Source organism: Ancylomarina euxina (assembly GCF_003863355.1).
Taxonomy (GTDB): Bacteria; Bacteroidota; Bacteroidia; order Bacteroidales; family Marinifilaceae; genus Ancylomarina; species Ancylomarina euxinus.
Genome location: NZ_QQWG01000001.1, coordinates 328601 through 351095, shown reverse-complemented (window position 1 = coordinate 351095; position 22495 = coordinate 328601). Strand labels below are relative to the sequence as shown.

Genomic DNA, 22495 nt, shown 5'->3' with positions numbered 1-22495 from the left:
ATATATAGAAAAAGCAGACATAATGAACAGACTTTTAACTCTCAGAAAAAATAGAGAAATGAAATATTTTTAAAATTTCTTTTTGTGACTAAGGTTTCATAATTTTGCGTGATTAATTAATTTTCACAGCTCTTAGAAGAGCTATTAACTTAATATTAATATGAATACAGTAGTAAGTGGAATCCGATCAACAGGTAATTTGCACCTGGGGAACTATTTCGGTGCCATAAAGAACTTTGTGCAAATGCAGAATGATAACAATTGCTTCTTCTTTATTGCAGACTGGCATTCCCTGACTACTCATCCGAACCCTGCCGATCTTCACAATAATGTAAGAAACGTATTGGCCGAATATTTAGCTTGCGGTATCGATCCTGAAAAGGCTTGTATCTATGTTCAAAGCGATGTGCCTGAGATTACAGAATTGTACCTTTTGATGAATATGAATGCTTACCTTGGTGAATTGGAGCGGACAACATCGTTTAAAGACAAAGCTCGTAAGCATCCTGAAAATGTAAATGCTGGCTTGTTGACTTATCCTGTTTTGATGGCTGCTGATATTCTAATTCACAGAGCAAAACAAGTTCCTGTTGGAAAAGATCAAGAACAGAATCTTGAAATGGCTCGTAAATTCGCTAAGAGATTTAATAACACTTACGGTGAAGAATTATTCCCTATTCCACAACCTTATTCATTTACTGGAGAATTTATTAAAATTCCTGGACTTGATGGTTCAGGAAAAATGGGTAAATCAGAAGGTAATGCAATTGGTTTGATTGAAAATCCTAAAGATATTCGCAAAAAAGTAATGAAAGCTGTTTCGGACAGTGGTCCAACTGAAATGAACCAGGAAAAACCAGAAGCGATTCAGAACCTATTTACTTTGATGGATGTGGTATCAACTAAAGATACTTATGATTTCTTTAACGATAAATACAACAATTGTGAAATTCGCTATGGCGATTTGAAAAAGCAATTGGCTGAAGATATCATCAACTTTAACGCACCTATTCGTGAGAAGTTCCTTGAGATTTCTAAAGATGATGAGTACCTAAGAAGAGTTACTAGACTTGGTGCAGAACAAGCTCGCGAGAGTGCTGCCAAAACACTAGAAGCAGTTAGAAGATTAATGGGTTTCAGAAAATTCTAAATTGATTCTAAAATATAATTTTAAAGTGCTGTCCATCGGATAGCACTTTCTTTTTGCCTTTAATTGAAGGAAGGCCTAAAACAAAAAACCTCTGATACCATAGGCATCAGAGGTTTTTCATATTTAGATTCTCAATTAATCTTTAATCTCATGAATAGACTGAGAGATATTGATACAGTAGTCGCCAATCTTCTCACACTCTGAGAAGATATCATTGTAAATAATACCTGCTTTATATTCGTATTTCTTTGCCTTAACATCACTTAAATGTTGTTGTTTAAGAATTGTACGAAACTCGTCTATTTCTTTTTCAATCTCATAAGCTTTCTTAGTGACCACTTCCTCGAAATTTTTCTCGGTATTGTTGAACATCACAATTAAAGCCTCGTCAACCAATTCAAACATTTTATTCAAATTATCGCGCACCTCTTGAGGAAACCATGCTTTTTGCTCTCTTTTACGATGCAAAGCTTTCGTTATATTCCACATCGAGTCACCAATGCTTTCAATATCGTCAACCATTTTTAGAAATGCACGAACACGCTTCGAACTATTAGGACTCAAACGTGTTTCCGAAACAGTCGTTAGGTAATTTGCAATCTCAAGCTCCATATCATCACTTTCATCTTCCAACTTATCCACTTTTTCATACAATTTCAAAAAGCTTTTCTCATTGGTTTCATTGAAAGCATCTTTCACATAGCCAAACATCATCTTTGTATGTTTAGCATAAAGGCTAATTTCCTTCTTAGCTTGAAATAATGACGCTTCAGGAGTGGATAACATACCTGTAGTGATATGCTTCAATTTGAATACTTCATCTTCACTTTCGTTTGAAGGAACTAATTTTATCACAATCTTCACGATCAATTTAGTAAACCAAATCATGATCAGAACGTTCAACACATTGAAAATAGTGTGGAACAATGATAAAGATACTGGAACTGCTGCAATAGTAACTGCAGCAAGAGCTGGGTCAGTTTCTAAAGGATTTCCTCCCCCAAGCCACATATTAAGCGCTGCAATACCCTCAAGGAAGTATGGTAGAATCATTAACATCCAAAGTACACCAAAAGTATTGAATATTAAGTGAGCACGAGCTGCACGTTTGGCAGAGGTATTTGCAACCATTGCCGCAAGGTTAGCAGTAATTGTTGTTCCAATATTCTCTCCTAATACCATGGCAGCAGCCATATCAAAACTTATCCAGCCACTATTACACATCACAAGGGTAAGAGCCATAGTTGCCGATGAAGATTGAATCAAAATGGTTAGTAGTGTTCCAATTCCAGCAAATAAAAGGTAAGATCCAAAACCTAAATCGGTATAAGAGGCCAGGAAATTTAAGATTGCTGGGTTGTTCTTAATATCAGGCATAGATTCCTTCAAAAACTGAAGACCGATGAATAATAAGGCAAAACCAATTACCAATTCACCCCAATTTTTTCTTGAACGATTACCTGAGAATAATAGAGGTAAACTTAAACCAATTAAAGGCAAAGAGATAGCACTCATACTAACTTTAAATCCAAGTAGAGAAATTAACCAAGCTGTAACAGTAGTACCAATATTAGCACCCATAATTACACCGACTGACTCCACTAATGAAAGTAAACCTGCATTTACAAAACTTACTACCATTACAGTAGTAGCTGATGAAGACTGAATAAGTGCCGTAATTAATACACCAGTCATAACGCCCTTAACACGATTCGAAGTCATTGCTGACAAAATCGTTCTCATTTTATCTCCAGCTACTTTTTGTAAAGCCTCACTCATTAGTTTCATTCCATAAAGGAATAATCCTAAGGATCCTATGAGTGTCAGGAAATCACCTAAACCGTAATCCATAATTAGTCTAAATTTATTTGTTTTTCAATTGATTAGTTCTGTTTTTCAGGCTGGCAAAAATATAGGATATTTATAGACAAACTAATTTTAAAAGGCAAAAAACTTAAATGTTAACATTAACTTAACCTTGGCTTGAAACTCTGCTAATTTTAAAAACTAACCTTGTGAGTTTTCTGAAACATCAACTACCAATCTAAGCAAATAAATATCAACAACTTTCGTAGATTTAATGCAGAATATTGTTCCTTAAAATGTATATCATTGACACTTAGAAGTAAGAAATTTAGCTATTAGTCGATAAGCTGGATTAGCTTTTGAAATAAAGATATTAAGTCGTAATTTCGCCTTTCAAGTGTTTGCTCTTTCAACATGGCTAATATTGAACTAATAACCAGCCACATAAACAAACACAAACATCATTTAGAGTAAGATTCAAAGATAGGTTTTAGATATGTGGAATAGAATTGCGGGAGTTATCCTAAGAAATAGGATATTATTATTAGTACTTATTGGACTAATGACGGTCTTTATGGGCTATAAAGCTCAATTTGTAGAAATGTCGTATCAGCATGCAGCACTATTACCTTCCGACGATTCAGCATCCGTTGATTACGAAAACTTCCATACCACTTTCGGACAAGAAGGGAACGTCATGTTCTTTGCCATTCAAGATACTAACTTCTATGAATTAGATAAAATTAACGATTGGATTGCTCTGGGCAATGATCTAAAGAAATTAGATGGAATTGATGCCGTTGTATCCATTGCACACACCTATAATATTACCAAGAATAAGGACAAGAAGAGATTTGAATTTAAGTCTATTTTTCCTGAAAAATTAAACTCGCAAAAAGAACTAGATAGTATAGCAGCTATAGCAGAGTCTTTGCCCTTTTACAAAGGCAGTTTGGTCAACAACGATACTCACACCTATTTAATGGCAATTACAGTTAATGGGAGAGTTATGAATTCGAAGGCCAGAGAGCCTATGGTTAAGCAAGTACACAAGGCATCTGAAGATTTTGTGCAGAAACACAAGCTTAAAATGCACTACTCTGGTTTGCCATACATTAGGGTGGAAATGGCTCAGATGATAAAAAAAGAGATGAATATGTTTATTCTCTTGTCTTTATTGGTTACGGCTATTATTCTCTTCATGTTTTTCCGCTCGTTTAAAGTCGTTTTCTTTTGCATGCTGGTCGTAGGCTTAAGTGTTATATGGGCCGTAGGTTCCATGGTGCTTTTCGACTACAAGATTACTCTATTGACAGCCATGTTGCCCCCCCTTTTGGTGGTTATTGGAATACCCAATTCGGTATTCCTCATCAATAAATACCACGGCGAGTACATTCTACACCGTAATAAAATTAAAGCCCTGCAACGTGTCGTATCAAAAATTGGTAATGCAACATTCTTAACCAACTTAACAACGGCATCAGGATTTGCGACTTTTATTATTACATCAAGTCAAATTCTTAAGGAGTTTGGTGTGGTTGCAGCATTAAATATTATGGTGGTTTTCTTTTTATCACTGGTTTTGATTCCAATTATTTTCAGTTTTATAGCTCCTCCTACTAATAAAGCGACCCAACATCTCGAAAATAAATTTGTTAACAAATTTGTCAAAGCCCTCGAAAAAATCGTCTTAAATAATCGAAAAGCTGTTTATCTAATTACGGCCTCTCTATTGATTATTGGTGCCATCGGAATCAGTAAAATTAAGAGTACGGGGTATATGGTAGACGATCTTCCACATCACAATGTCATTTACCAGGACTTAAAATTCTTCGAAGAAAATCTTGACGGGATTATGCCACTTGAGATTGTGGTTGAGACCAATAAGAAAGGTGGAGCCCTAAAATTATCGACCCTCAAACGTATCGAAAAGTTAAACGATTCGCTCAAACAATATCCTGATGTTTCTGCCTCATTATCCTTGGTTGAAGGAGCTAAATTTGCCCACCAAGCCTATTATAATGGCAAAGAGAAATACTACAAGATGCCAAGTGATAATATCAAAAACATTCTTCTATCCTACCTCTCAAAAGCTGAAGTAAAAGGAGAAGTGAGCATCTTTGATTCCTTTATGGATTCGACTCAAACACAAACTCGAATGAGTTTCAGAATTAAGGATATTGGAACGACCCGAATGGAAGAAATGGAGCAAATCGTTCTAGGTCATGTTAATGCAATTTTCCCTAAAGATAACTATAAGGTAACTGTAACAGGTTCAAGTATTGTCTTTTTTAAAGGAACTCAATACCTAATTAAAAACCTTTTTTTAAGTTTGGCTTTAGCTATTCTCCTTATCGCCACTTTTATGGCTTGGATGTTCTCTTCTAAAAGAATGGTGCTTGTGGCTCTAATCCCAAACTTAATTCCTTTAATCATAACCGCTGCCTTAATGGGGTATTTTGGCATTCCGATTAAGGCGTCAACGATATTGGTATTTAGTATTGCCTTCGGAATTTCAGTAGACGATACGATTCACTATCTGGCCAAATACAGGCAAGAACTGAAACTCACCAACTGGAGTATTCGCTCATCAGTCGTATTGGCTCTTCGCGAAACAGGACAGAGTATGATGTACACGTCTATTATTCTTTTCTTCGGTTTTGGAATTTTCTCTTTATCTGAATTTGGAGGAACTGTTTCATTAGGTGTTTTGGTTTCGGTTACACTACTTTCAGCCATGTTATCGAATCTTATTCTTCTACCTTCATTATTACTGACTCTTGAACGATTAATTACGAATAAGTCATTTAAAGAACCACTACTTCAAATTTACAATGAAGAGGAAGATATTGATTTGAATGCCTTAAAAATTGCGACACCTATACAGAAAAATGAAGATGAAAAGCTGACAGTCGAATAAGCTTAATTCATAATTAATAAGAGAAACCCGATAACTAATACTATCGGGTTTTTTATTTTCCAGAGTTGGTCAAATCATGATAAATCAAGCACATGACAAATATCATACTCCTTATTTAAAATCTTTCTTAATTTAAACAGATTAAATAAGGATAATATTTTGAAACCAAAAAACTCAAAAATATCATGACAGATTTTGGAATAAAAGAAAGTCTAAAACGTTTAGGCATCTCAGAAATCAATTCTGGCGTAACAACAGGAACTCAGTGGTTCGATTGTAAAGGGAATACAACAAGTTCTTATTCTCCAATTGATAATTCAGAGATAGCCAAAGTTATTAATGCCGATATCAACGATTACGAAACAGTATTAAATACAGCACAAGATGCTTTTAAAATCTGGCGTAAAATTCCAGCTCCTGCCAGAGGGGAAGTTGTAAGACAAATTGGGAATGCCCTCCGAGAAAATAAAGAAGATCTGGGAAAATTAGTCAGTTTCGAAATGGGTAAAATCTACCAGGAAGGTTTAGGCGAAGTTCAAGAGATGATTGATATTTGTGATTTTGCTGTCGGTCTTTCCCGTCAGCTTTATGGTTTCACCATGCATTCCGAACGTCCAGATCATAAGATGATGGACCAATACCATCCACTTGGTGTAGTCGGTGTCATTTCCGCCTTTAATTTCCCCGTAGCTGTTTGGGCATGGAATGCGATGATTGCGGCTGTTTGTGGTGATGTCGTGATTTGGAAACCAAGTTCAAAAGTTCCTTTATGTGCACTGGCTTGTCAGAATATTATCCAAAAAGTATTAAAAGATAACGATGTTCCTGAAGGTGTTTTCAACCTTGTCGTTGCAAAATCATCAGTAATGGGGGATAATTTTATCGAAGACAAGCGTGTACCTCTTATCTCGGTTACAGGATCTACAGCTATTGGAAAACGTGTTGCTGAAAAAGTTGGAGCTCGCTTGGGAAGAACAATTGCTGAGTTAGGTGGAAACAACGCTATTATTGTTGCTCCTACAGCAGATTTAAATATAGCGATTCCAGGTATTGTATTCGGATCAGTAGGTACGGCTGGACAGAGATGTACTTCTACGCGTCGATTGATTATTCATGAAGACATTTACGATGACGTAAAGAATCGTCTATTGAGTGCTTATGCACAAGTTGAGAAAAAAATTGGTAATCCACTTAATCCGGATACTCTGGTTGGTCCAGTTATCGATAAAGATGCCGTTGAAGTTTATGAAACGGCTATTGCAGAAGTCAAAAAAGCGGGTGGTAAAATTGTCTTTGGGGATAAAGTTCTAGAAGGCAACTATGTGTTACCTACTTTCTGTGAGGTTGAAAACCATTGGCAAATTGTTCAGGATGAATCGTTCGTTCCTGTTCTATACATCATGAAATACAAAACCCTTGATGAAGCTATTGATATGCATAATAATGTTCCTCAAGGATTATCATCGTCTATCTTTACAATGAATATGAGAGAAGCGCAAACTTTCCTTTCAACTGTGGGTAGCGATTGTGGAATTGCCAACGTAAATATTGGCACCTCGGGTGCTGAAATTGGTGGCGCCTTTGGTGGTGAAAAAGAAACTGGTGGCGGACGTGAATCTGGTTCTGATTCCTGGAAGACATATATGCGTCGACAAACCAATACGATTAACTATGGCACAGACTTACCTTTAGCTCAAGGTATCAAGTTCGATCTTTAAGAGAACGTCATATATTTTAAAAAAAACCTCTCAGCTTAATTAGTTGAGAGGTTTTCTTTTATATAGAAATCTGCTAGAGATTAATTGCCCAATTCTTTATATCCCAATAAAGCTTCTTTTCTAAGCTCATTTTTTTGCTCTGGATTTAATCCTCTTTGCCCTTTAAAGGCGACTCTCTCCCACGAACCGTACATCGGATTTGGCAAAATAATAAAACGCTTACCAAAATCAGCTCGATGAGCATCTACAGTTTCAAAGCCAAAATTCTGGTTCCGATCTTCGAAAAGTTCATCGAAATCTCCAATGTTATCGCCTGCCAATATTAGGATCTCATGTGTTTCTGAAACTTTATTTCTTCGCACCGTTTTAATACTGGTATCTGTTTTTAATAGCATATGGGCCTCATCAGCAAAAGGAAAACCTAAGGCTTTAAGGTTTTGAAGTGTTACCGCGGTTTCACTCACAGATCGATTCGAAATATAAAAAGTCTCAACACCTTTTGACTCAGCAAACTTTAAAAACTCTAGTGAGCCTGGAGTTGCTTGTGCTCCTGCTTTATCTGTCCATTCATGCCATAATTCTTCAGAATACGACTTTCCCGTTCTTACCGAGTAAGCCTCAAAAGGACTATTATCCAAGACGGTTTCATCTATATCAACAACAACTGCTTGGGGTTTATCATTCTTAGATTCAGCCAAATTTACTACTAAAGAGTGTTTAGCAAAATTAAATGCCTGATAGTATAAAGCTCTGCATTCCGAAGCTCTCTGATACCATAGGGTCGACATCGTTAAATAATCGTTTTGCTTATTTGTTTCTGGCTTTACTGCTGTATTTGAGTTAGTACAAGCACCTAAAATTAATGCAAAAACAAGGACGCTATAAATTTGCTTCTTCATATCAATTGAAATTTTATGTTTAAATTGGGATGAATTTACAAAATGGTATTTAGTACGAAGATAAAAAACAAAAACTGATCAAAATTAAAGCCTGCGAATTAATTTTTTAAATTTTATTCTGGAGTCTGTAACTTTTTAAAAAGCCATTCGTTTTAGAGAAGAATACCTATGAAACTAGAAGAGTACAATATAAGCGTCGATCAACACTCTGATGGAGTATATCGTTTTATCCTAAAAAACATAAAAGATGAGGATAAGGCGCGTGATATTGTACAAGATAGTTTCGAAAAACTTTGGCGGAATGTGGATAATATCAATTTTCTGAAAGTAAAATCGTATTTGTATACAACGGCCTATAGAACAATGATTGATTTAATTAGGCGAGAAAAACGAAAAGAAGATTTTGATCAGGTGGATATCAGTGCTTATTCACACTCGCAACATTATACCGACTTGAAAGAGATCCTAGATCAGGCATTGGAAAGGCTATCAGATATTCAACGATCAGTCGTTTTACTTCGAGATTATGAAGGTTATAACTATCAGGAAATTGCGGACATAACTGAGCTCAGTGAATCGCAGGTTAAGGTCTATATTTATAGAGCACGAAAGAAGATGAAAGAGTATATAGGCCATATGGAAAGTATCATTTAAACAGGATTAAGATTCAAATAATAGAAGACAGAAAGTAAATTATGAACCTCATTACACGAAACAACTACGAAGAATTCTTCCTCGATTATATAGAAGGAGAAATCAGTGCCAAGGATAAGCTGGCATTGGAGTCGTTTCTTGCTCAAAACCCTGATTTAAAAGAGGAATTGGATGAAATGATGGACATGGATCTAAAATGTGAAGCAGAGACTGTATCCGAAAAAGCAGTTCATTTAAAAGACATTCCTTTTAAAGAAAATTTCGATGACTTTTGTATTGCACAACTTGAAGGTGATTTAGATTCGTATGAATCTAAAGCTTTTGAAGAATTTGTTATCTCAAATCCAGATAAAGCGAAAGATCTTGCACTTTATCACAAAACAAAACTTGAAGCTGATGTTTCCAATGTATTTAAGAACAAGAAAAATCTTAAAAAGAGAAACAAAACAATTATCATCAGACAATTTGTTTATACCACTCTTGCTACTGCAGCCTCAATTGCCATTCTATTTAGTGTTTGGACAAGTGAGCTTGAAAATAACCCAACTGGCTTAAAAAATGAGCAAGTTTCTCAGAATACAAGCATGCAGATTACAGCATCTGATTCCGTAAAAACAAATATCACAAAAGAAATTAGCACTTTAAAAAGTGTAGAAAATAATAAAAAGCAAAAAAAAGATAAGAAAACTTCAGAGCCAGCAGTCAAAGGTAAAATTCAAAATAAACAGATTATAAAAATGGATGCTCTTCCTATCAGAGCTGATGTTTCAACTAAGAAGTCTATTGATAAGGTTGACGTTAAACAACTACTTGCAGAAAGTAAAACCCTTGCGATCAAGAATACAGATTTGCCAGAAATAAATATTGATATCACCGAAAAAAAGATCCCTACCGAGATTCAAAATACAGGCCTTGCTATGCTTGGACTATCATGGAGAGCGAGTAAAGGAGACGATGAAGTCAAAGAAAAATCAACGCTGCTTAAAATTGCAAGCTATGGTGTAAGTCAAATTGGTAAACTCGCTGGTAAAAAAATTAATCTTGAGAAAAAATACGATCCTAAAACGGATAAAACAAGAGTCGCATTCAATACTTTAGGTATTGGTTTTTCTACCCCTGTGAAGTAATTTTCACATAAGATCATTCTCCTTGTAACAAATCTAATACTTCTTCGTCTTATTATTGATTTTAAACTTTATTCAAGTAGAAATTAAGATCTGATCAGATTACAATCAAATAATTTAAGACATACATCTATTGGTTCGAAAGAGTCTCTTTTAGATTCTCTTTTTAATAAACGACTGAAATTTTAACGATATGAAACGATACCTACTATTAACATTAGTGTTAATCCTGGCTTTAGGAACTCAGGCACAGGTTGTAACAGACAGTTTGAAAACTGACAGCCTAAAAAAGAAGAGAATTATTATTGAAGATAACTGGTCAAATAAAAAAAAGAAGCCAGTGAATAAGCCTGAATATCGAGCTACTGAATTTAAAAAGAAAAGTACTTATTCAGACACAACTGAAGTAAAGGTCTTAAACAAGGATTTCCTTAAAGTTGTTGAAAATTCAAAAGGAACTAAAGTTTCGGTAAGAAACTTTGCCGATTTTGAAGACGATTCAGATACTACAAAAATTCGAATTGGACGCAAGCAAATTAATATCATTGATGGATGGCACGGTACTCGAATCCGAATTGAGAAAGTACGTCGATGGGATGAAGAAACAAAAACTTATAAGAAACCATCATTTAGGGGGCACTGGTCTGGCTTTGAAATGGGAATCAATGCATTTGCAAATTCTGATTATTCAAATTATCCAGCAAAGAATAATGATTTTATGGATTTAAATCTAGCGAAATCAATAGCAGTAAACCTTAATTTCCTACAATACGATATCAGCTTGCAAAAGACTAAAACCAATATTGGCTTAGTAACGGGTATGGGTTTGGAGTGGAACAATTACCGTTTCGATCAAAACATTACTTTATCAGAAGGTGATGATGGTATGATTTATCCAGATCCGATTAATCCCGATTGGAGTGTGAAAAAATCTAAATTAACTTCTCTATATTTGACTGTTCCTTTATTAATGGAGTTCCAAATTCCTGTTAAAAATGATCACAAAATTCATATGTCTGCAGGTCTAGTTGGAGGTTTGAGATTAGGAACCCACACTAAGATCAAATATAAAAGAAAGGGTAATACCCATAAGGACAAAGACAGAGACGATTACAATCTGCAGGCTTTCCGTTACAGTGCACAAGTTCGCTTGGGTTATAGAGCAATCAATCTATTTGCAAGCTACGGTATGACTGATTTCTTTAGAAAAAATAAAGGCCCAGAATTAACACCATATACCATTGGTTTAACCTTAGTTCGTTTTTAACTAAAAGCCTTTTCACTATAAAAGAGTGCTATGCATATTGCGTAGCACTCTTTCTTTTTTGTGAGTTATCAAATTATCCTGATGAACATCAAAAAATATCACATTAATGTTATATATTGCAATTTAAATTTTAACCTTTAGTTCTTGATCTTACTATAAAACAGCATACTTGCCCGAAATGATCTAAGGCATTTATTTGATTGAACTAATATAAAGATGCATTCATATTTGTGAAAAAAATTACCTACATATTCATCATTCTCTGTTTTATTGTAAAGATAAGCATTGCCAATTCTGGAACTCAAACAAAAATTGACAGCCTAAAAAACCTCACTGCAAACACCTCAGGTAGAGACAAGTTAGAAAATTTTCTAGAGTATAGTCGTGCTCATTGGGAATTTGACACTCCACGTGCCATTCAACTAACCAATGAAGCTCTGGCTTTGGCTAAAAATCTCGACTACAACGAACAGGTTGCAAAAGCGATGTATTATTTGGGCCGTGCCTATCATATCAATAATCAACATGATCAATCCTTAAAATTTCTTCTCGATGCCAAACGATTTTCCGAGCAATATAAATTCTTGGAGATAAATGCAGAAATTACTCTTCAGTTGGGGATCGTCTATCATCAATTGGGCAATTATAAAAAATCTTTTATATTCTGTGAAGAGGCAAATTCTACATTTAATCTTTTACAAAACAAAAAAGGTTTAGCCAGGTGTACAAGTCTTAAGGGTTTGTATTACAAGTCTCGAAACATGGACACTTTTGCTTTGGATTTTCTAAATAGAGGTTTAGAATCTGCTAAAGAATTAAATGATGATGAACTTGTTTGTGATGCTCTCAATAACCTTGGAACTTTTTACACTGAGAAGGGGAATATTTTAGAGGCAATTAAAGTTTATAAAGAAGCTGTTAGTTATCATCGAGACAATAGCTTAAACTATAATGTTGGTTTATTTGAGTTAAACCTGGGAGTACTTTATTTAAAGCATAATGAGAATGATAAGGCACTTACCCACTTAAAAGAAGGTCATGCTATTGCTAAGAAATTAAAATCGCATCGTCTTTATAGTTCCTATTACGATTATCTATCTCAATATTACACAAATAAAAAATCATATTCTGAAGCTTTAAGCACCTATCAGAAAGCTCAAGCCTATAAAGATTCTATTATTAGAGATCAGCAAACCAATAACATTACCGATCTCGAAGTTCAACAGGCAACACGAAATAAAGACATAGAAAATCAGAGACTTACAGAACTCAATCAAAGCAAAGACATTAAGATATTCCGACAGTACACCATTGGATTATCTCTTTTACTTGCTCTCATTGTTGGTTTTTTCGTCCTTTTTATTCGAATAAGAAACAATCGGAAACAAAGAGAAATTCTGCAACTTGAAAAAAGCATGGCCGATCAGCATGCTGATGAAATGTTCGAAAAAAAAGAGGCGCTCCAAAGAAGTGAAGATGCATTAAAAACAGCGAATGAGACAAAAGATAAAATGTTTTCTTTGATTGCTCATGACTTGAGAGGATCGGTTGGTAACATTAGCAACGGACTTAGAATGTTATTAACTGAGGAAGATCTTGTTCTTTCCGAAGAAGAAACCAAAGAATTCTTGGGATCCTTATTCCATTCGGCTGATAATTCGTACGAACTTTTAGAAAACCTACTGGCTTGGGCCAGAAACCAAAGTCATTCAATTACACCGAGCTTAGAGATGGTCGATTTAGAGTCTATCATTCTTTCAAACTTAGAATTACTTTCGGAATTAGGAAAAATAAAATCCATTAAGATCTTTACATCAACCGATAATAAAATTGATGTTTTTTGTGATAGAAATATGGTACATACCGTACTTCGGAACTTCATATCAAATGCCATTAAGTTTACCAATAAAAGTGGAATTATAGAGATACGTACCGAAGTAAAGGAACACTTTGTTAGTGTATCGGTTATCGACAATGGTGTTGGTATGCGTAAAGACCAAATTCAGAATATACACAAAGGCTTTACAACGGATGGAACTGCCAACGAAAAAGGAACTGGAATTGGCTTAGCACTCTGTCGTGACTTTCTTGCAAAAAATAACGGTTGGTTTAATGTTCAAAGCGAGGTTGATAAAGGAAGTACCTTTACATTTACAGTCCCTCGCCGTCCACTGAGTAAACGAAGATTTTCAGAATTAGTCAAAAAAGAAGACAGCTTTTCCCTACTAAATATTTAAATTTAGGTTTTTAACACGAATTCTTATTCATGGGTTTATATTTTAAAGCATCTCAAAGTGTTTTGATTACTTAATGAATTGGAGATCTATGTTTTTTCTAAACAGAAATACTTAAACTAAATTTAAAGATAATGAGACTATTATTAATTAGTAACTCAACCAATCCAGGTGAAGAATATTTAGATTACCCGAAAAATAACATCAAAGCTTTTTTAGGTGAGAAACCAGTAAAAGCACTATTCATTCCTTATGCAGGTGTTACTGTTTCATTCGATGACTACGAAGCTAAAGTAAAGCATCGATTTAACGAAATAGGACACGATATTGTTTCTATTCATCATTTCGAAGATCCAATTAAAGCAGTTGAAGAAGCTGAAGCTATTGTTGTTGGTGGAGGTAGTACCTGGAACCTATTACACATGGTTCATAAATTTAACTTAACAGATGCTATTCGCAAAAAGGTTATTAATGGTAAAACACCTTATATTGGTTGGAGTGCAGGCTCAAACTTAACTTGTCCAACCATTAAGACAACCAACGATATGCCTATTATCGATCCACTAGGATTCGAAGCCCTAAACCTGATTCCATTCCAAATCAATCCTCATTATCTGGACAAGAACCCTGAAGGTCACGGTGGCGAAACTCGTGAAGATAGAATTAATGAATTCTTGGTTGTCAATCCTGATATGTACGTTGCTGGCTTACGCGAAGCAACTATGTTTTTGGTTGAAGATGGTAAGATTAGTTTAATTGGAAATCGCGAATGTCGTATTTTTAGAAATGGTGTTGAACCCTACGAATTAAAAGCTGCTGACGATTTCAATTTCCTAATGAAATAGAAAAATGTCAGATCATATTTCAAGCGACTTTCTCAATCAGAAAGTCGCTTTTTCTTTTTTTACTGCACATATGTTCCCGCAACAATAGAAATACAAATCAGACCTACCTCTCTTATTTATAAAAAACTATTATAACTTTGCAGCCTTAAAATCACATCATATTATCATTACTCATGGATCTATTATCGTCAAGTTATTTCGTCCTATTTCTTATAGTAGCAATAGGTTTCGTTATTGGCAACATTAAAATTAAAGGCATCTCTCTTGATGTTTCAGCCGTTATTTTTGTCGCTCTGGTTTTTGGACACTTCGGTGTTAGCATTCCTGTCGATATCCAGAAAATTGGGCTTACTTTATTTATTTTCACCATTGGAATTCAAGCTGGACCCGGTTTTTTTGAATCATTTCAAAAGAATGGTCGTCAGCTTATTATCTTAGCTTTTGTACTCATCTCTAGTGCTTCCTTGATAACTATAGGTCTGGCTTTTGCCTTTAATGTCGATCTAAATATTGCGGTAGGCTTACTAACTGGATCATTAACGAGTACGCCAGGTCTTGCTGCCGCTATTGAAAGTACTGGCTCTACCCTTTCATCAATTGGTTATGGTATTGCTTATCCTTTTGGAGTTATTGGTGTTATTCTTTTCGTTCGCTTGTACCCAAAACTAGTTGGCGTTGACATTAATGCTGAAGCAAAACAATTAGAAGACGAAGATCTAAAGAAACATCCTGAATTATTCAATAGAAATTTTGTTGTTGAAAATGAAAAGATTGTTGGAAAAAGCATAAGAGAACTAAAAGTTCGTGCCATGACTCAAGCAAATATCACCCGTATTATGCATGAGGGTAAAACAATTGTACCTAGCCCAAATACAATTCTCCATAAGAATGATATTATTAAACTTATTGGAACTGATCAAGCTCTTGAAAAAGCTAAAATTTTAATTGGTGAAGAGACTCAGGAAAAAATCCCATTAAGTATTGATTACGTTGTTGAAACCATATTAGTTACCAATAAAGAAGTGGTGAATAAAACCATTGGACAACTAAATGTTCTTTCGAATTACAATGCCAGAATTACAAGAATCAGAAGAGCTGGAATTGATATTGCTCCAAGTTCTAAGTCAGTCATTAAATTTGGGGACAAATTAATTGTGGCTTGCGGAACAGGAAATATCAATAATGTTCGTCATCTGTTTGGTAATGACCTAAAGAAATTATCTGACACAGACTTCTTCCCAATCGCAACTGGTATTGTCTTAGGGGTATTAGTAGGAAAACTTAAAATCTCATTTTCTGATAATTTTACATTCTCACTAGGATTAACAGGCGGTGTTTTAATGGTTGCTCTCATCCTTAGTCGAATTGGAAAGACAGGCCCCATTCTATGGACAATGTCTGGCACAGCCAATCAATTACTTCGCCAATTAGGTTTACTCATGTTTCTATCTGTAGTAGGTACTAGCGCAGGCTCTAAGCTCGTAGAAACCTTTCAAGAGTCAGGAATGCTCCTTTTCGGAATTGGTATTGTTATCACGCTTATTCCAATGCTCATAACGACACTCATCGGTCACTATTGGTTAAAAATGAATCTCCTCAACCTTTTAGGTGCGCTCACAGGAAGCATGACCAGCACGCCAGGCTTAGCTGCTGTTGATGGCATGACAGACTCGAATGCGCAAGCTATTGCATACGCAACTGTTTATCCTATTGCGATGGTATTTTTAATCATCTGTGTGCAACTTATTAGTATGATTTAAAGTATACTGGATATAAAAAAACAGCGCTTACCCATGAGGATAAGCGCTGTTTTTGTGTTATTGAAAAGCCCGAGATTAAAATCCTCTTTGCTTACTTTCTAATTTCTGCATTTCAGCTTCATAAGTCTCTTTAAACTTATTGTAATCGTAATCAACTTTCAACTTCTCATCCTGAGATAATTTTTGCTCGATTGCTTTTTCTAAATCTTCACCACTCATTTCAATAGCAATATAAGTCTTGTATTTATTCTGAGCTGTACGAGTTTGCTTCTCACAGATTACTTTAATATTATTCAATTGCTGATTGATAACTTCACGAGTTAGTCCTTCAAAACGCTCCTCTACTTGCTCAACATTATTCAATTCGGTAGAATTAATGTAGTTGTCAATCGTTCCTTTAATTGTAGATGCGACCAAAGTAGCTAGCTCAGCACGAGCATTAGTTCCCGCTTTTTTCTTAGAAACCATTTGGTCTAAACTCTCTCCAATAGCAGAAGCTCTGAAGTTCTTCTTGTCACTTTGGTAATCAGGACCAGTGCAGTATACTTCAATTAATTCTTCTCCCTGCGACTTTGCAGATACAACCTTTTCACTAGAACCACATGAACTTAATCCTGCAGTCATTATTATTCCTAATCCTAGGATAAAAACTTGTTTCAAATTTTTCGCTTTCATAGATTTCAATTTATACTTCAGTATTAAAATACAATCTGTGTATCGGTTTAAAACTGAATGATTTTACTATTCTGATTCATTATTATATTTCGATCTCGATTAAAGATCAAGTTGATTCAATTTAGGAACAATAGTATTGTGAATTTCCTCTACAGCTTGTTCGTAGGCTTCTTTAACAGCATAATTATAACTCACAGGCTTCATCCCTTTCACTTCATAAATCGCATCATTGAAAATTTCAAATCCCGATTTCATATCTGTCAGCGAGAAAAAACAATCCAGATAAACAATGTGAACCTTATAATTACGACCTTCTTTTATTTCCCCTTTGGTAACATTGGTTTTCACATCTAAAATTACATTAGCACTGTCTTTATCTTCTGTAAACGAGAAGAAATTCTCAGACAATTCTTTTTTAATCGCATTTTTAAGAATAGATCGTTTAGAATCTATACCAAATATTTTCTCACTAAAAAGCATATAAGCTTTCAAGCGTTCTACATTTAGAATAATTGTGCATTTAGGAGCTAATTCAGGAGTTAGAAAAATTTTATAAAGCTCATAATCTTCATCATTCTGATTCAATATGGTGGACAGATCCAAAGCAGCCTTAACTTTCTGAAGTTTCTCTTTGGATGTCACACGAATCAACTGAGACGAAGCATAACCAAACTCATCGGTATTGGCCTGCTTATTCAACAAGCCACCACCACTTACAAAATCGAAACTAAGAGGTAGGTTCACAAGCTCTTTCTCCCCCTCCGCAGATGTCCAGCTGGCTTTTACTAAGAATGGATCTTTTACTGAAGTAGAGATTTCAATTTTGATATTTTTATTTACCGGTACAAGTTGAGTTCTTGTGTAGATATTCTGAATTCGTTTATAAATTTCGGTCCCTAAATTTATCGAGCCATCAAACGTCATCACCGATAAATCTTGATCCAGATGCTTCTTTAAGGCTTGTATTGACTTTGCGTAATAACTTAATGCCTGAATCATATCCAACTTATCCTCGTATCTCGTAGCTTCTTCAAAATAATTCTGAGCTAGTTTCTTAGCCTTATTCAATTTCAGCCGCTGCAATAAAGCATATTGTTCTTTCGATAAACGATAATATTCCCAATATTCATTCCCTCTTTTGTTGTTCCAAGAAGCAACAAATTCATAGGCTTCTAATTCCTGAACCAAAGATGTTTTAACCTGAGACTCAAATTCTTCTTTGAAACTCGTGTTGTCTTCAAACTGATGTAATACCGAATTTGATGAAATATTGATAGAAATTTGAGATGCTAAATCTTGCAAAGCTTTATTTTTAGCTAACTGCATATAATTATCTACATCTTTACTAACAACGGATACACCAATATAATACTCCGAAGAAATTGGTCGATTCTTAACCCACTTTGGAGGACGACGACCTGCATAACTTGTACTTGAGAAAACGAGTATGATTAGAGATAGACAAAAAAGCTGGCGTAAAAGTTTAATCATATATATTCTTATTTGGATGAAATTTAAAGGTAAAGATTCTTAACAAGAAACATGTAACTGGTTGAACGATTATTAATCTTTATGTACTAATTTTTCGATATATCTTAAAATCAAATTCGACTCAAAGCCTCTTGATTGCGCAAAACGATAAAGTTTGGCCTTAAGTTTATATAGATCTTCTTCGCGAGTACTTCTCATTTTTGAAGTCAGTATATCTTCCAGATTCTCTTCATAATTATCCTCCGATATACTATCCAAAGCTTCCATGATAATGTGTTCAGGAATTTGCTTTTGCTTTAGATGATGCGAGATTTTTATACGTCCCCATTTATTAAACTTATATTTATCACGTACATAAAAACCCGTATAACGCCTCTCATCAAGAAACTTATCATCTATCAAAGATTGAATAATCTTATCTTTATCATCGTAAGACAGATTCCAGTTATCAAGCTTTTTTCTGATATCTGAGCAACATTTTTCCTGTCGACTACAAATGAATTGCATCTTTGAAAGTGCTGAAGAATAACTAATTTCTTTGGCTTTTTTATCTTCTGGATACATTGTCAAGAACTATTTAGTATTTTAGACTTACTTAAATATTACAATTCTGCAGAAGTCATTCGGTCTCTGCCATTTAAATCTTTCATTAATCGAACTGAAGAGAAACCAAGAGACTCCTGTAATTCAATCATTTCCTGACCTAATGCTTCATTAATTTCAAAATAAAGTTTACCTCCTTTTTTTAAATGATTTTTTGCAAATTCGGCTATCCGTCTATAGAAAATAAGGGGATCATTATCATCTACAAAAAGAGCAGTATGCGGTTCGTAAGAAAGGACATTATCTGCCATGAGTTCTTTTTCTGATTCTTTCACATAAGGTGGATTGCTCACTATAATATCAAAATCCTTATCCCAGGAAAACTCTTCCCACTTTAAAAAATCGCGATGATAAAAATCAACTTTAACTTGATTTAACTGTGCATTTGCCTTTGCGGTCGCGATCGCTCCCTCAGAAACATCCACAGAACTAATATTCGCACCTGTAATATTATGAGCTAAAACAATAGGAATGCAACCACTACCCGTTCCTATATCAAGAATCTTAGGACTTATAATTCTGTTCTCATTAATAATGGCATGAACCAACTCCTCTGTTTCTTGTCTTGGAATCAAGGTATGTTCATTCACTTTAAAAGTTAGATCGTAGAATTCTGTCTCACCAATCACATACTGAATAGGTACAGACTTTTTCAAAGCTCCCAAAGCCTTACAAATCTCATCTAAAATATTTTGTTCAATTTTTTCATTCTTATTCAAATGAATCTCAATTTTTGAGTAATTTAGTAGGTGTTCGAGAAGAATATAAGTAACACTTTCAATTTCTCTTTGAGGAAAAACAGCTTTAAGCTCCTCTTTAAAAAGATCTTGAATTGATTTTATGGTATGATCTGAATTCATTTTATTGGAATTTTAAGCAAATATACAAATCTTCTCACTATGCATTTAGTTAATAAAATATAGCCTTAAAAAACTTATGATTTTCAATTGGAATGACATATGGCTTTACCTTTTCGGATTGATAGGTATAATTTATACCCTAACAATCGTTTTTACGCTTATTGTTGTCATTCTAGAAAACCGAAGTCCACAAAAAACAATCTCTTGGATTCTAGTTCTTATTCTTGTACCTATAATTGGTTTAGTGTCTTATTTGGTATTCGGACAAAGCTATCGAAAACAAAAGATGTTTAACCTAAAAGAGCTTGGTGACCTTAAATGGTTACAAACCTTAAGTCAGGATCAGAAGGGAAAACTTGAGATAAATGAATACCTGAAAAATGAACGCATTCATGAGAAAAAGAATGTGATGACACTACTGCTAAACAACTCTAAAGCACTACTTACCGGGCATAATAAAGTTAATATTCTTAATGATGGCGAAGAAACCTTTACTGAAATATACAGGTCTCTTCGTAAAGCCAGGGAACATATCCACCTGGAGTACTACATCATTGAAGATAGCGAACTAGCAAGTGAACTACGAGAAATCCTTTTGGAACGTGCAAGAGCGGGTGTTGAAATTAGAATTATTTATGATGCTGTTGGCAGTTGGAAACTTAGCCAGGAATATATTAATAGCTTGCGTGAAGCTGGAATTAAGATTCATGCTTTTTTACCAGTTCGGTTCCCCATTTTAACTAGTCGAATTAATTATCGTAATCATAGAAAAATTATCGTAATCGATGGGAAGACAGCATTTGTAGGGGGTTTGAACTTTGCTGATCGCTATAAATATGGGATTCCAGGTATCGGTATTTGGCGAGACACCCATTTGAAAATCGTAGGTGAAGCGGCCAGTAGTTTGCAGATTGTCTTTCTTATCGACTGGTATTTTGTCCGTCAGGAAGTCCTTCTAGATGAGAAATACCGTCCCAATTTCAAGGTGAATGAACTCTGTCTGATACAAATCGTTTCTTCAGGAGCAGACTCCGACTGGGCAAGTATTTTACAATCCTATTTCTCGGCGATTGCCTCTGCTAAACAAAATGTGTATATATCTTCGCCATACTTCATGCCCAACGAAAGTATCCTAATGGCACTAAAAACAGCAGCTATGAGTGGTGTCGACGTTAGAGTTTTAATACCGAAAAAATCAGACTCTACAATGACTTTTTACGGCACTCTATCGTACATAGAAGAATTATTGGAAGCAGGTGTGAAAATCTTTTTCTACAAAGCTGGTTTCAATCATAGTAAAATAATGATGGTAGATGGTATTATCTCTACGGTTGGAACTGCAAATATGGATATCAGAAGTTTCGAACAGAACTTTGAAGTGAATGCCCTTGTTTACGATGAAAACATCACCCTTGAGCTTAGGACACGTTTCTTAGAAGACCTTGAACAAAGTGATCAAATAGATTTAATATCTTGGCAAAAGCGCTCAAAAGCCCAAAAACTGAAAGAATCTATGGCTAGAATCTTCGCTCCCTTACTTTAATGTTTATCAACTGGACGTAGGTGATTTTTAAGTGTTTTAGTACTATCCCCCATAGCATAATTATATTCACCCTCTACATATTCCAGAACAAAAGTATCGTAGTGAGCTTTGATCCTTTGTTGAATATAGATATCTCGAGTTTGGTAGGTGAAATGTTCTCTTTCTGTAATATACACCATAAGAGCTTCAAGTCTAGCCCCTTTCTCTTGTGTAATATCTTCAACTAATTGCTTATTAAATTTATTCTTTAAAATCTCAACTTTATACTCTCTGGATTTTAACTTAGCAACGTGCTCTCTGGATTTATTATCTCTACTTTTTCCATTAAAACCAATTCCACCTCCAACACCAAAACCTTTTAACATTCCCGGGATTGGAGCCTCTTTAGTGCCATATATAGCTCTCAAATTTCCATAATCAAAATTAGCTGCAATATTCTCTTCATTTGGCAACTCCATTTTTACGAAATTTTCCTTAAACTGCCCCCAAGTCCCTAATGAGTAGATATCAACTTCCTCTAGCATAAAACTCACTCTTTCCAGAGACACTTCTTGAAAAGCTGATCCATCGGTAACTTCGCTTGTAACTGGAGTGATTTTTTCAGCAAATCCCAAAGAAGATACCTTTAGATTTTGATTGGGCTTTACGGTAACTTTAAAGAAACCAAGACTATCACAAATAACCCCCCAATAAGTATCGTCAAGCTTAATATGTGAAAAAGGAATTCCTTCCAGTGTAGACGCATCTACCACCTTTCCAGAGAGGATGAAACTTTCAACTTCTTCTGATTCTTGTGCTTCAGAAATAAGAGGAAATAGGACAAAACTACAAAGTGATATGAGGAAAATATAAAATGTTTTCAAAGCTAGTTTTATTTAGTGGTACATAAAGATATCATTTGAAAAGTAGAGATTCCCAGCTTATTACATTTTTTAACAGAGATTAA

17 protein-coding genes are annotated in these 22495 nt (G+C 34.9%); 10 read left to right on the top strand and 7 right to left on the bottom strand.

The features are described from left to right. Positions 1 to 160 precede the first annotated feature (160 nt). Positions 161 to 1150 carry a tryptophan--tRNA ligase gene (gene trpS / locus DWB61_RS01455; protein ID WP_125029117.1) on the top strand — a complete coding sequence of 330 codons (990 nt, stop codon included), beginning with the start codon at positions 161 to 163 and terminating at the stop codon, positions 1148 to 1150. A 135-nt stretch (positions 1151 to 1285) separates the two neighbouring features. Here the strand turns inward: trpS and DWB61_RS01450 are convergent, their stop codons facing one another. Next, positions 1286 to 3001 (bottom strand): Na/Pi cotransporter family protein, encoded by a 1716-nt coding sequence (locus DWB61_RS01450; RefSeq protein WP_125029116.1) that lies wholly within the window; start codon positions 2999 to 3001, stop codon positions 1286 to 1288. Between the two features lie 451 nt (positions 3002 to 3452). On the opposite strand from DWB61_RS01450, the gene DWB61_RS01445 reads away from it, so the two are divergent. Together DWB61_RS01445 and amaB are read left to right on the top strand one after the other, a co-directional pair. Then, a complete protein-coding gene (locus DWB61_RS01445; protein WP_125029115.1) occupies positions 3453 to 5876 on the top strand; it encodes an efflux RND transporter permease subunit in 2424 nt (807 codons plus the stop codon). 185 nt (positions 5877 to 6061) lie between these two features. Continuing rightward, on the top strand, positions 6062 to 7594 hold the full coding sequence (amaB, locus tag DWB61_RS01440; protein ID WP_125029114.1) for an L-piperidine-6-carboxylate dehydrogenase: 1533 nt from the start codon (positions 6062 to 6064) through the stop codon (positions 7592 to 7594). A gap of 80 nt (positions 7595 to 7674) precedes the next feature. Here amaB and DWB61_RS01435 read toward each other — a convergent pair whose 3' ends face one another. Next, positions 7675 to 8493 (bottom strand): 5'-nucleotidase, lipoprotein e(P4) family, encoded by an 819-nt coding sequence (locus tag DWB61_RS01435; protein WP_125029113.1) that lies wholly within the window; start codon positions 8491 to 8493, stop codon positions 7675 to 7677. 168 nt (positions 8494 to 8661) lie between these two features. Here DWB61_RS01435 and DWB61_RS01430 point away from each other — a divergent pair, with 168 nt between their 5' ends. From DWB61_RS01430 to DWB61_RS01405, 6 genes are all read left to right on the top strand, one after another. Then, a complete protein-coding gene (locus DWB61_RS01430; protein ID WP_125029112.1) occupies positions 8662 to 9147 on the top strand; it encodes an RNA polymerase sigma factor in 486 nt (161 codons plus the stop codon). Between the two features lie 41 nt (positions 9148 to 9188). Next, positions 9189 to 10274 carry an anti-sigma factor family protein gene (locus DWB61_RS01425; RefSeq protein ID WP_125029111.1) on the top strand — a complete coding sequence of 362 codons (1086 nt, stop codon included), beginning with the start codon at positions 9189 to 9191 and terminating at the stop codon, positions 10272 to 10274. Positions 10275 to 10464: 190 nt separating this feature from the next. Next, positions 10465 to 11538 carry an outer membrane beta-barrel protein gene (locus DWB61_RS01420; protein WP_125029110.1) on the top strand — a complete coding sequence of 358 codons (1074 nt, stop codon included), beginning with the start codon at positions 10465 to 10467 and terminating at the stop codon, positions 11536 to 11538. 230 nt (positions 11539 to 11768) lie between these two features. Next, positions 11769 to 13775 (top strand): tetratricopeptide repeat-containing sensor histidine kinase, encoded by a 2007-nt coding sequence (locus DWB61_RS01415; protein ID WP_125029109.1) that lies wholly within the window; start codon positions 11769 to 11771, stop codon positions 13773 to 13775. A 131-nt stretch (positions 13776 to 13906) separates the two neighbouring features. After that, positions 13907 to 14617 carry a dipeptidase PepE gene (gene pepE / locus DWB61_RS01410; protein ID WP_125029108.1) on the top strand — a complete coding sequence of 237 codons (711 nt, stop codon included), beginning with the start codon at positions 13907 to 13909 and terminating at the stop codon, positions 14615 to 14617. Between the two features lie 173 nt (positions 14618 to 14790). Continuing rightward, positions 14791 to 16377: an aspartate:alanine exchanger family transporter gene (locus DWB61_RS01405; RefSeq protein ID WP_125029107.1), complete on the top strand. Its 1587-nt coding sequence runs from the start codon at positions 14791 to 14793 to the stop codon at positions 16375 to 16377. A 75-nt stretch (positions 16378 to 16452) separates the two neighbouring features. Here the strand turns inward: DWB61_RS01405 and DWB61_RS01400 are convergent, their stop codons facing one another. The 4 genes from DWB61_RS01400 to prmC form a co-directional block, all read right to left on the bottom strand. Beyond that, on the bottom strand, positions 16453 to 17052 hold the full coding sequence (locus tag DWB61_RS01400; protein ID WP_125029106.1) for a hypothetical protein: 600 nt from the start codon (positions 17050 to 17052) through the stop codon (positions 16453 to 16455). 99 nt (positions 17053 to 17151) lie between these two features. After that, positions 17152 to 18543, bottom strand: a complete 1392-nt coding sequence (locus DWB61_RS01395; RefSeq protein ID WP_125029105.1) for an LPP20 family lipoprotein — start codon at positions 18541 to 18543, stop codon at positions 17152 to 17154. 72 nt (positions 18544 to 18615) lie between these two features. Continuing rightward, entirely contained in the window at positions 18616 to 19107 is a 492-nt protein-coding gene (locus DWB61_RS01390; RefSeq protein ID WP_125029104.1) for a regulatory protein RecX, read from the bottom strand. Between the two features lie 38 nt (positions 19108 to 19145). Next, entirely contained in the window at positions 19146 to 20006 is an 861-nt protein-coding gene (gene prmC / locus DWB61_RS01385) for a peptide chain release factor N(5)-glutamine methyltransferase (RefSeq protein ID WP_125029103.1), read from the bottom strand. A 76-nt stretch (positions 20007 to 20082) separates the two neighbouring features. On the opposite strand from prmC, the gene cls reads away from it, so the two are divergent. After that, the gene (gene cls / locus DWB61_RS01380) at positions 20083 to 21549 is read left to right on the top strand and encodes a cardiolipin synthase (RefSeq protein WP_125029102.1); all 1467 of its coding nucleotides are present in this window, start codon (positions 20083 to 20085) and stop codon (positions 21547 to 21549) included. Here cls and DWB61_RS01375 read toward each other — a convergent pair. After that, positions 21546 to 22412: a carboxypeptidase-like regulatory domain-containing protein gene (locus tag DWB61_RS01375; RefSeq protein WP_156190145.1), complete on the bottom strand. Its 867-nt coding sequence runs from the start codon at positions 22410 to 22412 to the stop codon at positions 21546 to 21548. The genes cls and DWB61_RS01375 overlap by 4 nt on opposite strands. Positions 22413 to 22495 lie beyond the last annotated feature (83 nt).